The 12,639-nt window shown below is 73.2% G+C and carries 11 protein-coding genes; 5 read left to right on the forward strand and 6 right to left on the reverse strand.

Translation table 11 applies throughout. From position 1 onward, the window contains the following. Positions 1 to 33 precede the first annotated feature (33 nt). Complete coding sequence (locus ACIBBD_RS32185; protein WP_399423091.1) at positions 34 to 1,287, reverse strand: tetratricopeptide repeat protein; 1,254 nt, start codon at positions 1,285 to 1,287, stop codon at positions 34 to 36. A gap of 248 nt (positions 1,288 to 1,535) precedes the next feature. On the opposite strand from ACIBBD_RS32185, the gene ACIBBD_RS32190 reads away from it, so the two are divergent. The 3 genes from ACIBBD_RS32190 to ACIBBD_RS32200 all read left to right on the forward strand — a co-directional run bounded on the left by ACIBBD_RS32190 (position 1,536) and on the right by ACIBBD_RS32200 (position 3,950). Continuing rightward, positions 1,536 to 2,072, forward strand: coding sequence for a DUF6668 family protein (locus ACIBBD_RS32190; protein WP_399423092.1), 537 nt, complete (start codon positions 1,536 to 1,538; stop codon positions 2,070 to 2,072). Between the two features lie 89 nt (positions 2,073 to 2,161). Next, a complete protein-coding gene (locus tag ACIBBD_RS32195) occupies positions 2,162 to 3,316 on the forward strand; it encodes an amidase family protein (RefSeq protein WP_399423155.1) in 1,155 nt (384 codons plus the stop codon). 46 nt (positions 3,317 to 3,362) lie between these two features. Further along, positions 3,363 to 3,950 carry a flavodoxin family protein gene (locus tag ACIBBD_RS32200; protein ID WP_399423093.1) on the forward strand — a complete coding sequence of 196 codons (588 nt, stop codon included), beginning with the start codon at positions 3,363 to 3,365 and terminating at the stop codon, positions 3,948 to 3,950. A gap of 9 nt (positions 3,951 to 3,959) precedes the next feature. Here the strand turns inward: ACIBBD_RS32200 and ACIBBD_RS32205 are convergent, their stop codons facing one another. From ACIBBD_RS32205 to ACIBBD_RS32220, 4 genes are all read right to left on the reverse strand, one after another. Beyond that, complete coding sequence (locus ACIBBD_RS32205) at positions 3,960 to 4,865, reverse strand: ABC transporter permease (RefSeq protein ID WP_399423094.1); 906 nt, start codon at positions 4,863 to 4,865, stop codon at positions 3,960 to 3,962. Then, positions 4,852 to 5,829, reverse strand: a complete 978-nt coding sequence (locus ACIBBD_RS32210; protein WP_399423095.1) for an ABC transporter ATP-binding protein — start codon at positions 5,827 to 5,829, stop codon at positions 4,852 to 4,854. The genes ACIBBD_RS32205 and ACIBBD_RS32210 overlap by 14 nt, the downstream gene beginning before the upstream one ends. 34 nt (positions 5,830 to 5,863) lie before the next feature. After that, entirely contained in the window at positions 5,864 to 7,075 is a 1,212-nt protein-coding gene (locus tag ACIBBD_RS32215; RefSeq protein WP_399423096.1) for an outer membrane lipoprotein carrier protein LolA, read from the reverse strand. Between the two features lie 273 nt (positions 7,076 to 7,348). Beyond that, complete coding sequence (locus ACIBBD_RS32220; RefSeq protein ID WP_399423097.1) at positions 7,349 to 8,359, reverse strand: polyprenyl synthetase family protein; 1,011 nt, start codon at positions 8,357 to 8,359, stop codon at positions 7,349 to 7,351. 1,367 nt (positions 8,360 to 9,726) lie between these two features. Between ACIBBD_RS32220 and ACIBBD_RS32225 the strand changes: the two genes are divergently transcribed. Continuing rightward, on the forward strand, positions 9,727 to 10,203 hold the full coding sequence (locus ACIBBD_RS32225; RefSeq protein WP_399423098.1) for a transglycosylase SLT domain-containing protein: 477 nt from the start codon (positions 9,727 to 9,729) through the stop codon (positions 10,201 to 10,203). 95 nt (positions 10,204 to 10,298) lie between these two features. Here the strand turns inward: ACIBBD_RS32225 and ACIBBD_RS32230 are convergent, their stop codons facing one another. Next, positions 10,299 to 11,123, reverse strand: coding sequence for an HAD family hydrolase (locus ACIBBD_RS32230; protein WP_399423099.1), 825 nt, complete (start codon positions 11,121 to 11,123; stop codon positions 10,299 to 10,301). A gap of 276 nt (positions 11,124 to 11,399) precedes the next feature. Here ACIBBD_RS32230 and ACIBBD_RS32235 point away from each other — a divergent pair, with 276 nt between their 5' ends. Continuing rightward, positions 11,400 to 12,485 (forward strand): GNAT family N-acetyltransferase, encoded by a 1,086-nt coding sequence (locus tag ACIBBD_RS32235; RefSeq protein ID WP_399423100.1) that lies wholly within the window; start codon positions 11,400 to 11,402, stop codon positions 12,483 to 12,485. Positions 12,486 to 12,639 lie beyond the last annotated feature (154 nt).

The raw sequence follows: 12,639 nt of genomic DNA on the forward strand, positions 1-12,639 counted from the left end.
CGGCGGGTGACACCGTCGGCGTGGAACGCCGGGTCACTCCCGCGGAAGCGCCCCCGAGGCGCGGGCCCGCTCGGACAGCCGGGTCATGCGGGCGCGCGCCGACTCCAACTGCTCGGCCTCCTCGGCGGCCGGCCCCTCCTCGAGGGTCAACTCCGTCCACAGGGCCAGGAGTTCGGTCCCCAGATTGAGGCCCTGCAAGGGGTCGCGTACGGCACGCCAGGCCGCCACCGCGCTCTGGACGTTGCCGTACGCGGCCTCCGCGTCGTGGGAGCGGCGGTGGATCCGGGCCAGGTCGAGGGAGAGATGGAAGGAGCGGAGCGGGTCACCGGCCAGGTAGGCGATGTACGCGGTGAGTTCGCGCAGCCGCAGTACCTCCGGGTGCTCCGGCCCCAGCGTCCCCGAGGCCTCCGTCACGGTCCGCTCCGCGAGCGCCGCCGCCGCGTCTATGCGGCCCGCCCGCACGGCCTCGTTGATCTGCGCGATCGGCTCCCCGAGGACGGCGGGCGCGCCGCCGCCCCCCGGAAGCGTGCGCGGGTCGTCCCCGAGCACGGCCTCCGCCACGGCGTCGAAGCCGCGGGCGGGAGTGGGCTTGGGGTCGGGGTCGAGGTCGGGTCCGGACCCGGCGTTCAGGCCGGCTTCGGGGAAGAGGACGGGGGCGGGAGCGGACTCGGGGACGGGGGCGGGGACGGGCGTCGGCTCGTCAGCGGGACCAGGGGCAGGGGCCGGCTCGGCGTCCGTGGTGAGGCCGGTGTCCGGGGCCGGCGGCGCGTCCATCGGGGGCGGCGGTCCGAAGACGCCCGTCGGGGCGGTGACCGTGCCGGGAGCCGGGACGTCGTCCTGCGGCTGCGGCTCGCTGACCGCGCGCAACGGGAAGGTGGGAGCCGTGTCCCTCACCGGTTCCTGCACCGGTTCCTGCACCGGTTCCGGCACGGACCGCAGGAGGTGCGTGGGCTGGTCCCGCTTCTCCGGCTCCCTCTGCGGAGCCACCCCCAGCGGTTTCCCCGCGAAGTGGCTGGAACCGTCCGGGTCGACGCGCAGCGGAACGACGTAGCCGATGCGCTCGTCGTGGACCGTGGCGGCGACCGAGTGCCCGGTGGCGAGGGCGATGCGGTGGAGGTGGGCGAGGACGGCGTGCTGGACCTCCTGGCCCTCGGCCGTCACGACGGGGACGCCGCCGATCGTCGCCGGCCCGCCCCCGGGGACGTGCACGTCGAGCGGCGCCACCACGGCGGCCGGACCCCCGGCGTGCTGCTGTTCCCGCTTCTTCTCGCGGCTGAGTCGCGACATGGGTTCCCTCACTCGAACACGTCTCCCGTGCACGTACCTCGTGCTCATAACCCGTGCACCGGTACGTACACGTACTGTTGAGTCTCTCCGCCCGCTCCCCGTCCTGACGTCACCGCGACGTCACAGCCTCGTTGCAAGGGCCGGCCGTCCCGAGGGGGAGGACCCGGCGGGGCGACGGGGCCGAGCCGGAGCCGGGCCGGGGACGGAGCCGGGCCGGGGCCGGGCGCGGACGAGGAGGAGCACGGATCATGCGGACGACGGACGGGCAGCGCGGACCGGAGATCTGGATCCGCGGGCCGGTGGCCGCACCGGAGCCGGCTCCGGGACCGGGGCCGTACGGGTCCGTGGCCGCCTCCGCCGCCACGCCCCGGCGCTTCTCGTGGCTCGCCACCCACGGCGGGGCCGGCACCTCCACGCTCGCCACCGTCTACGGCGGCCATGACTGCGGACGCGACTGGCCCGGCCCGGACGCCCCCGTGTCCGTGCTGCTGGTCGCCCGGACGCACGCGACCGGTCTGGAGTCCGCCCTGCGGGCCCTGGAGGTCTTCCGTCGCGGGCAGGCCCCGCCCGGCCTCGACCTGGACGCGGTCGTCCTGGTCGCGGACGCCCCGGGCCGTCTGCCCCGCCCGCTCGTCCAGCGGGTACGGCTGATCGAGTCGGTCATCGACGTGTACCGCGTCCCCTGGGTCACGTCCTGGCGCCTCGGCGACCTCTCCGGGGCGCCGCCCCGCGCGACGGAACCGCTGTCCCGCCTCACCGGCGCGAGCACGCGGCGGGCGCGCTGAACCCGCCCGCGCCCACGGCGCCGTCCTCGCACCCGGCACCGCCTCCCGCGTCCGCCGCCGGGACCGCCGCCGCCGTACGGGAGGGGCGGCTGCGGGCCGTCGACGTCGTCGCGGGTGCGCTGGAGCGGATCCGGCGGGCCGACCGTGCGGTGTGCGCGTTCGCCGAGGTGTGGGAGGAGACGGCGGTGGCGTCGGCGGGTGAGGTCGACGCGCGGGTCGCCGCGGGTGAGCGGCTGCCGCTGGCCGGAGTGCCGATCGGCGTCAAGGGGCGGTACGGGCTGCGGGCGGCGGGGCCGCTGATCGACGCCGGGTGTGTTCCGGTGGGGGCGACCGCCGTGCCCGGTCCCGGAACTCCCTGGCAGACCTGGGGACTCGGTGCGCACGGCCGTACCGTCAATCCCTGGCGGGCCGACCGTACGCCGGGCGGCTCCTCGGCCGGCTCCGCGGCGGCGGTCGCGGCCGGTCTCGTCCCGCTCGCGACCGGCAGTGACGGGGCGGGTTCGGTGCGGATCCCGGCGGCGTGGTGCGGGATCGTCGGCCTGAAGGTCACCAACGGCCGGTTCCCGTCGGCCGACCGTACGGGGCTGGCGGCGCCGGGGGTGCTCGCGCGGTACGCGGCGGACGCCGAGGCGTACTGGCGGGTGATGACCGGGGAGCCGTCGGCCGTCTCCCCGCCGCGGGGCCCTCGTCCGCCGACCGCCGTCTTCTCCGCCGACCTCGGTTTCGCCGATCCCGACCCGGGGCTCCTGGCCCTGGCGCGCGCCGCCGCCGTGCGTCTCGCGGACGCCGGTGCCGTACGGCTGCCGCGGCCCGGAGCACCGGTACGGCTGGTGGACCCCGCACCCGCCTGGCTCGCGCTGCGTGCCCCACGCGCCGCCGACGCCGGTACCGGGACCGGCCCCGCAGCGGCCGTGCGGGAGGTCAACGACCGGCGGCTGGCCGACGTCTTCGCGCGGGCCGACCTGCTGCTGACCCCCACGACCCCTTATCCCCCGCACGGCCACGAAGGGCCCGGTGAGCGTTACTCGACGGCGCTCACCTGGGCGTTCAACCTGAGCGGGCATCCGGCGATCAGCATCCCGGCCGGGGTCGGCACGGACGGGTGCCCGGTCGGGCTCCAGGTGGTGGCGGCGCACGGGAGGGAGGCGCTGTTGCTGGCCGTGGCGGCGGCCGCCGAGGCGGAGGGCGGGGTCCCGGTACCGCCGACGGAAACCACTGGCGCACCTGGTTGCACACGCATATAATGCACATGCGCTTTATCGTCGTACGCCGACAATTTGGGGGATCACCATGAGCACCCGCCGTTTCCTGTTCGTGCTGGGCAGCGCTCGCAGCGAGGGCAACACCGAGCTGCTGGCCCGCCGGGCCGCCGAGCAGCTGCCCGCCGATGTGGAGCAGGAGTGGCTCGACCTCACCGAGCACCCGCTGCCCGACTTCGAGGACCTGCGCCACGACGAGGACCACGTCCGCCCGTCCGGGGGCAGCGCGGCACTGCTGCTCGACGCCACGCTCGCGGCGACGGACATCGTGATCGCCTCGCCGCTGTACTGGTACACGCTCTCCGGCCAGACCAAGCGCTACCTGGACTACTGGTCGGGCTGGCTGCGCACGCCCGGCCTCGACTTCAAGGCGACGCTCGCCGGGCGCACCCTGTGGGGTGTCAGCGCCCTCGCCCACGAGGAGGAGGTGGTCGCCGAGCCGCTGATCGGGGCGCTGCACAACTCGGCCGCGTACATGGGGATGCGGTTCGGCGGGGTGCTGCTCGGCAACGGCAGCAAGCCCGGTGACGTTCTGAAGGACACGGAGGCGCTGACGCGCGCGAAGACCTTCTTCGCGCAGGAGGCGCCCCTCGCCCGCTTCCCCTACGAGACCGAGTGACGGCAGCGGCTACGCGGTGATGTCCTTCGCCGTGAAGCGCGCCCAGGCCGCCGAGCCGAAGACGGCCACGTACAGGGCCTGGAGGCCGAGGTTCTTCTGGAGTTCCTCCCAGCGGACCGGGTCGCGCATCAGGTCGGCGAAGGACAGCCAGTAGTGCGGGAAGAGGTACGGCTGGATGGCGTGCAGCTGCGGGATCTGGTCGAGGATCTGCACAGTGGTCAGCAGGCCCACGGTCGTCGCCATCGCCGCGATCCCGCTGTTGGTGAGCGTGGAGACGAACAGGCCGAGCGCGGCCACGCCCAGCAGGGACGCGGCGACGACCAGGGCGATCAGCAGGGTTCTGAGCAGGCCGTCGGCGAAGCTGATGCGCGTCCCGGAGATGGTCGTGAGGTCGCCGAGGGGGAACAGCAGCGCTCCGACCGCGAGCGCCGAGACCGCGACGACGAGGGTGGCCAGCAGGCAGAACGCCGCCATGGTCACGTACTTGGCGAGCAGGAGGCGGGTGCGGCCGGCGGGGGCGACCAGGAGGTAGCGCAGGGTGCCGGCGTTCGCCTCGCCGGCGACCGCGTCACCCGCCACGACGCCGACGGCCATCGGCAGGAAGAACGGGAGCGTCGCGGCCAGCGCGGTGAACACCAGGAACAGGCCGTTGTTGGTGATCTGCGCCATGAACGCCGGCCCCTCGCCACCGCCGCCCTGGGGGCCGGCCGTCGAACCGTCACCGGTCTCGATCCGGACGGCGATCCCGACGAGGACCGGCACGGCCGCCAGCACGCCCAGCAGGGCGAGGGTGCGCCAGCGCCGCAGGGTGATGAGGAACTCGCTGCGGAAGAGGCCGAGGGTCCACAAGGGGCCGGCCGTCCGGACGGCTTCGGTGTGCGCCGGTGCCGGTGTCGTCGTGTCAGCCCGCGACATCGAACCCCTCCCCGGTCAGGGCCACGAACGCGTCCTCCAGGGAGGCCCGTTCCACGCCGAAGCCGCGGACGCGGACGCCCGCCGTCACCAGAGCGGCGTTGAGGTCGGCCGGCTCGCGGTCGGTGGGCTCGCCCGTGACCCGGTCCTCACCGACGACGACGTCGCCCACGCCCTGTTCCTTCAGCACCCGGGCCGCGTCCACCGTGTCCGGGGTGGTCACGACGAGCCGGCCCCGCGCCCGGGCGGCGAGGTCGCCCACCGGGCCCTGGATGAGAAGACGCCCGCGTGCCATCACGGCCGCGTGCGTGCAGACCTGCTCGATCTCGTCGAGGAGGTGGGAGGAGAGGAAGACGGTGGTGCCGTCGGCGGCCAGCTCCCGGACCAGGACACGGATCTCGCGCATGCCCTGCGGGTCCAGACCGTTGGTCGGCTCGTCGAGGACGAGCAGGCGGCGGGGCTGGAGGAGCGCGGCGGCCAGGCCCAGTCGCTGCTTCATGCCGAGCGAGTACGCCTTCGCCTTCTTGCCGGCGGCGGCCGTCAGCCCCACCCGCTCCAGCGCCTGCGCCACGCGGTCACGCCGGGTGCGCGGGTCGGCGGTCGGGTCGGCGGCGTCGTAGCGCAGGAGGTTGTCGCGGCCGGAGAGGAAGCCGTAGAGGGCGGGGCCCTCGATGAGGGCCCCGACGTGCGGCAGGACGGCGCGGGAGGCGTGCGGCATGGGCCGCCCCAGCACCCGCGCCGTGCCGGAGGTGGGCTCGATCAGGCCCATCAGCATGCGGATCGTGGTGGTCTTGCCCGAGCCGTTCGGACCGAGGAAGCCGAAGACGCTGCCCGCCGGGACGGCCAGGTCGAGGCCGTCGACGGCGAGCTGTCCGCCGCGGTAGCGCTTGGTGAGGGCGCGGGTGTGGATGACGGTGTCCTCCGCACCCGGCGCCGCTGCGGGCGCCTCCGCCGCGCCGTCGTCCATCGGCTCCCCCGATCGTCGCTTCTCGTCAGGGTACTTACTGCCCCGCGTCGGCCGCCTTGACGAGGGCTTCCTTGGTGACGGCGCCGACGTAGACCTTGCCGTCGTCCGTGACCAGGGCGTTGATCAGACGGGTGGAGAAGACGGTGCCGGAGCCGAACTTGCCGGTGACCTTGTCGCCGAAGGAGTCCAGGAAGCCGCCGAGACCGCCCGCGTCGGGGAGGTCGCCGGAGGACGGAACGCCTTCACCGCCGGTGTCGAAGGTGGCCACCGAGGTCCAGCCCTCGCCGAGGACGTCGAGACCGGCGAGGTCCCGGCCGAGGTCCTCCTCGGGGAGCTTGCCCGAGGGCTCGGGCACCTCGGCCGTGTCGTCGGCGTCCCCCTCGGTGACCTCCGCGCCCTTGGGCGGGGTGAAGTCGAAGGTCGAGGCGGCCGGCCTGGCGAAGCTGACCTGGGTGAAGCCGGCGTCCACGACGGCGGCACCGCCGCTCGCCGGGGTCAGGGTGAACTTCAGCGGCAGCCCGGTGCTCGCGTCCACGGCCACGCTGATCGCGCCGACGGTGGACCCGGACTGCCTGGGCTTGACCAGCAGCCTGTAGGCGTCGCGGCCGGCCACCTGGACGGTGCCGTCGACGGTGACGGACGTGGTGTCGTCGACGGCCTTCAGGGCCTCCTCGGCGAGCTCCTTGGGCGTGGCGGGGACGGGCGTCCCGGCGTCCTTCGCGCCCTCCTCGACGGTGGAGTGGTACACCTCGTTCGAGGCGCTGTCGTACCCCCACACGTCCTTGCCGTTGTGGATGACGCTGTACTCGGCGGCGTTCTCCAGCAGCGAGAGCTTCTGCCTGTCCGGACCGTCGGCGGCGACGCGCAGGGTGTGCGTGCCGGAGGCGAGTTCGGTGAGCTTGGCGGACGGGTCGGCGGACGAGCCGCCCTTCTCCCCCGTGGCGCCGGAGAGCAGCCCGCTCTCCAGTCCGCCCAGGTCCGGCAGGCCCAGATCGGTGCTGATCTTCACGGTGCCGGAGAGCTGCTGGACGTCCGAGGCGGCCATCTTCTCGATGAGCTGCTGTGCGCTGATCTTCGGCAGATCGGGGTCGCCCGAGTCGGCCAGCGCCGGGACGAGCCCGATCGTCGCCGCCGCGACGCCCGCCACGGTGACCGGAACGACGTACCGCACGGCCTTGCGCCGTCCGACACGCGGGTCGTCGGCCTCCCCGGCGTGCGTGCTGTCGTCGGATGCGTACGGTGCCATGTGTGCCTTACCTCCGTCGTCGGCGGCGGCTGGTCATCTCGCGAGGGTCCCCACCCCGAGCCGCCATTCTCACCCGAATCGGTGAGGAGTGGTGATTTCCGTGGTTTCCATCTGACCAAATCGGCCGGCCACATACGTCAACCCGAGGACTCAACTCCGCGTACGCCTGCGGTATGACACGGGGTGGGGCGGGCGGGGGTTACCCGTAGGGGTGGGGGCGGAAGCGGGGACGGGACGGGGGCTGGAGACGACTCGGCCCGACGGCTGACCACCTCACCCGGCCCGGTGCACCACCGCGTCGCACAGTTCCATGAGCGCCGCCTTGGCCGCGCACTCGCGCAGCGGCGCCAGCGCGGACCGCGCCTCCTTCGCGTACCGCACGGTGTCCCGCCGGGCCTGTTCCAGCGCCGGGTGGGCCCGGAGGGCCGTCAGCGCCTCGGCGTGCCGGGCGTCGTCGCTCAGGTCGGAGTCCAGCAGCTCGCAGAGCGCGATGTCCTCGGGCAGGGACAGCCGGGCCGCCCGCTCCCGCAGCCGCAGCACCGGCAGCGTGGGGATGCCCTCCCGAAGGTCCGTGCCCGGCGTCTTGCCCGACTCGTGCGAGTCCGACGCGATGTCCAGCACGTCGTCCGCGAGCTGGAAGGCGACCCCGAGCCGCTCGCCGTACTGCGTCAGCACGTCCACGACCGTCTCGTCGGCGCCGGACATCATCGCCCCGAACCGGCACGAGACCGCCACCAGCGACCCGGTCTTCCCGCCGAGCACGTCGAGGTAGTGCTCGACCGGGTCCCGGCCGTCCGTCGGCCCCGCCGTCTCCAGGATCTGGCCGGTGACCAGCCGCTCGAACGCCTGCGCCTGCACCCGCACCGCCTCGGGCCCGAGGTCGGCGAGGATGTGCGAGGCGCGGGCGAAGAGGAAGTCGCCGGTGAGGACGGCCACCGAGTTGCCCCAGCGGGTGTTCGCGCTCGGCACCCCCCGCCGGACCGCCGCCTCGTCCATCACGTCGTCGTGGTACAGCGTGGCCAGGTGGGTGAGCTCCACCACCACGGCCGAGGGCACCACGCCCGGCCCGTACGGATCACCGAACTGCGCCGCGAGCATCACGAGCAACGGCCGGAACCGCTTTCCGCCCGCCCGCACCAGGTGCTGGGCGGCCTCCGTGATGAAGGGAACCTCACTCTTGGTGGCCTCGAGCAAGCCTTCCTCGACAGCCGCCAATCCGGCCTGGACATCGGCTTCCAGAGCCTGGTCCCGCACGCTCAGCCCGAACGGCCCGACGACGGTCACGAGGGGTCTCCTGTCTGCTGGTGTCTACTGGCGATTACACGGTTTGTCGATAGGTCGCTGCCATCACTCGAGTCAGCGTATCCGGTCACGTTTCGATCACCGATAAGCCCCCACGTCCTCCGGGTCCCCCCGTCGCCCGACCGGGAGGCGCCGGGAGGTGTCCGGATGAGCCCGGGCGGCTTCGGATCACGACCGGTATGTTTCCGATCAATCGATACGAACGGACATTCATCGACTGACCGGGAAGTCTCGATTCATGTCCCGGGCGGCGGCGCACGTCGCGTCCGGCGACCGGCGTCCTCCCGGCCGTGCCCATGCCGCTCCGGCCGGCCGGAATCTCCGCCTCCGCCTCGGTGGCCCGCGGCGCCGCGGTCGCCCACCCGACCGCCGTCACCCGGCCGAGCGAAGGCACGCCGCGGACCACGCGGTCGCCCCTGCCGCGGTCGACCCAGTCGCGGTCGGCCCAGTCGCGGTCGACCGAGTCGCGGTCGCCCCCACCGCGGTCACGCCTGCCGCGGTCACCTCCGCCGCGGCAGCCGCCGGTCCGGCCGCACCGGCCGCCGCACCCCGGCCGCACCGCGTGACGGACCCCGCCCACCGGCCTCTCCGGGGTCCCACTGCCGCACATCCGCACGCCCTCGACAACGACGCCCACGGGAGCGGGGGTTCCGTTCTCGTCGTAGAGCCGTCGAGGCATCGAGCCGTGCGGCCGTGGAGCCGTGGGCATACGTGGTCGGCGGAGACGGGCTCCCGCGTGACCGGAATCACGGAGGGCGGTCGCCCCGGAGCAGGGAAGCCGGGGTGCCGGGATCTCCCGCGAGGGTCCGCGCACCCGTGCCGCCCGTCGCGAGCGCCCGACCGTGCTCCACGAGCCGCACACCTCTCCTTGTCGCGCCCCTTAAAAGGGACTTGATGTTTATTGTCCGATTCACCCCTCTTGTTAGGGCGGGTGACTTGGCTCACTCGGCGGTCGATGGGGCGACCCGTATCGGACGCTGTTATTCCGCTTTTCCCGTACGTGAGTTGACGTTTGCCGACAGCAAAGGATCAAGCACCCCATAGACCTCTGATCAAGGTCAATACGGGTGTTCTGTGAATCCGGTACTTGTTCCGGACATGTGCTCTCGCATACGTTCCCGGCCAGTCGGGCGGACGCCTAATCCTGCCGCCGCCCTTCACCACCCATCGACGAACACTCGCGCACGGCAGGAGCGGGGGAACCAGGCAGGACGCCGGGGCCGTACGTCACGCACGTACCGGACCCGGCTCGGGGTGAAGTCGCGCCGCCGTACCCCACGGTGGCCGGCCGGGCACCTCCCGCCCGAACCCGACAGCTCACCTCGCAGGCGCCGGAGAGGAACCTCGCCATGTCCGCCACCGCTCAGCCCCGCCGCGTCCGCACCCGTCTCGCCCGCACCGTCGCCGTCGTCTGCACCGGCGCCGCCGTGCTCGCCCTCCCGCTGGTCGGCGCGACCAGCGCCTCCGCGGCCACCACGTCCTCGTCCACCACGATCGCCGGGTACCCCAACAACCTCGACGGCTGGATCCGCGAGTCGCTCGCGATCATGGCTGAGCGGGGCATTCCGGGCACCTACAACGGCATCTACCGCAACATCATGCGCGAGTCGTCGGGCAACCCGAAGGCCATCAACCTGTGGGACTCCAACGCGGCCGCCGGCACCCCGTCCAAGGGCCTGCTCCAGGTCATCGACCCGACCTTCGCCGCCTACCACGTGCCCGGCACCCTGTACGACCCGTACGACCCGGTCGCCAACATCACCGCGGCCTGCAACTACGCGGCCGATCGCTACGGCTCGATCGACAACGTCTTCGGCGCCTACTGATCCCGGCTCCCCCAGCGGCACTCGGCGCTGCCCAGCGCCGCCCAACGTTGCTCAGCGGCGCGCGGTGGCGCTCCTGAGTGCTCGCTCGCGGGCACTCAGGGGAAGAGGCGTTCGAGGACGACGGCCACGCCGTCGTCCTCGTTCGACGTCGTCACCTCGTCGGCCACCGCTTTCAGTTCGGGATGGGCGTTGGCCATCGCGACGCCGCGTGCCGCCCAGTCGAACATCGGGATGTCGTTGGGCATGTCCCCGAAGGCGAGCGTGTCCTGCGCCCTCAGGCCCAGGTGTTCGGCGGCCAGCGCCAGACCCGTCGCCTTGGTGATGCCGCACGGCTGGAGCTCCACCGTGCCGGGCCCCGACATGGTGACGGTCGCGAGCGAGCCGACCACCGAGCGGGCCGTCGCCGCCAACTCGTCGTCGCACAGGGTGGGATGACGCAGCAGCACCTTGCTGATCGGCGCGCACCACAGGTCGGCGCGCGAGGCGACGCGCAGGGCCGGCAGGGTCGGGTGCGGCATCCGGTAGCCCGGCTCGATGAGCGTCAGCCCGTCGACGCCGTCCTGGTCGACGGCCGCGTACACCTCCCCGACCTCCGCCTCGATCTTGCCGAGCGCGGTCTCGGCCAGTTCCCGGTCCAGGGTGACCGACCACAGCAGGCGGTCCGCGCCGGCGTCGTACAGCTGCGCGCCCTGTCCGCACACCGCGAGCCCCCTGCTGTGCAGGTTCTCCAGCAGCGGCCGTACCCGGGGTGCCGGGCGGCCCGTCACCACGAGGTGGCGGGCCCCGGCGGCCGCCACCCGCGCGAGCGCGTCGAGCGACCGGTCGGAGAACGTGTCGTCGCCGCGGAGCAGCGTTCCGTCCAGGTCGGTGGCGACGAGGGAGTACGCGCAGCGCGCGGCATGTGCGAGGGAGGCGGCCATGATCAGAGAATACGGATCCCGGCGGCCCCCAACTCACCGTCGGTTCAGTCCGAAGCGGCGCCCCCGGGCTCCTTCGGGGGACCGCGGGAGAACAGCGCGGGCGAGGACTCGGCGGGGTCGCGGCGGGCGAGAAACGGCTTTCTGCCGCAACGCCGGGTACGGACCGGTTAAAGGCGTCTGCACCGGTTGGCAACAACTTGCTCCGCTACCTACCGCCCGAACTGCCTGGAGCGGTACCGTCCAAGAGTCCAGGGGGGACTTGATCGGGGGGTCAGGTTGAGCAGTGGACGTATTCGTGTGCTGAGGGCGGACGACCTCGGCGAGGGGGAACGGGAGCGGTGGCGGGCGCTGCGCGCCGCGTCCACGGTTGCGCGCAATCCGTTCATGGAACCGGAGTTCACCGACGCCGTGGGCCGCGTACGGTCCCGCGCGCGGGTGGCGGTGGTGTACGAGGGGCGTGAGCCGGTCGGCTTCCTGCCCCACGAGCGGGGCCGGCTCGGCCAGGGCCAGGCCCTCGCGTACGGCGTCTCGGACGCCCAGGGAGCCGTGCTGAGCCCGGGAATCGGACTGAACGCGGACGAACTGATGCGGGCCTGTTCCCTGTCGAGCTTCGCCTTCGACAACCTGGAGGCGGAACAGGGGCTGTTCGTCCCGCACGCGGCCGCCGAGTACGCGGCCTACGTCATCGACGTGGAGAAGGGGTACGAGACCTACGAGTCCGTCCTGCGCGCGCAGTCGCCGAAGTTCCTGAAGACGACGCTCGCCAAGGAACGCAGGCTCGGCCGCCAGGTGGGCCCGTTGCGGTTCGTGTTCGACGAGCGTGACCCGGCCGCGCTGCGCACGCTCATGGCGTGGAAGTCGGCGCAGTACCGCAGGACGGGCCGCCGGGACCGGTTCGCGCAGGACTGGATCATCCGGCTCGTGCACGCGCTCGCCGAGACGCGCGCCCCGGAGTGCTCCGGCACGCTGTCCGTCCTGTACGCCGGTGAGCGGCCGATCGCCGCGCACTTCGGACTGCGCTCGGCGACCGTCCTGGCCTGCTGGTTCCCGGCGTACGACCCGGAGTTCTCCAAGTACTCGCCCGGCCTGGTGCTGCATCTGCGGATGGCCGAGGCGTCGGCCGCCGAGGGCGTCGGCCTGCTCGACCTGGGGCGGGGCGCGGCCGAGTACAAGGACTCGCTGAAGACGGGTGAGCTGCCCGTCTACGAGGGCGCGTGGACGCGTCCGGGGGCGGGCGCCGCGCTCTACTGGCTCAGCCGTGAGCCAGCGCGCCGGGCGCACCACTTCGTCCGGAACCGGCCGGGGCTCGCGTCGGTGGCCGCCCGGATCCTGAAGAACGCGGGCCGGCTGCGACGGTCGTGACCCGGTTCGTGGCGGGGAGGCGCCGGGGCGGGAGAGAGGCCGTGGCGGGCAGAGGTGTCGTGCTCGGGGAGAGCTGTCGTGCACGGGCAGAGGTCATGGCAGGGGAGGTGTCGTGGCAGGAAGTGGAGCCGTGGCGGGTCAGGAGCCGTGGCGG

The organism is Streptomyces sp. NPDC051315 (genome assembly GCF_044455165.1).
Classification (GTDB): domain Bacteria; phylum Actinomycetota; class Actinomycetes; order Streptomycetales; family Streptomycetaceae; genus Streptomyces.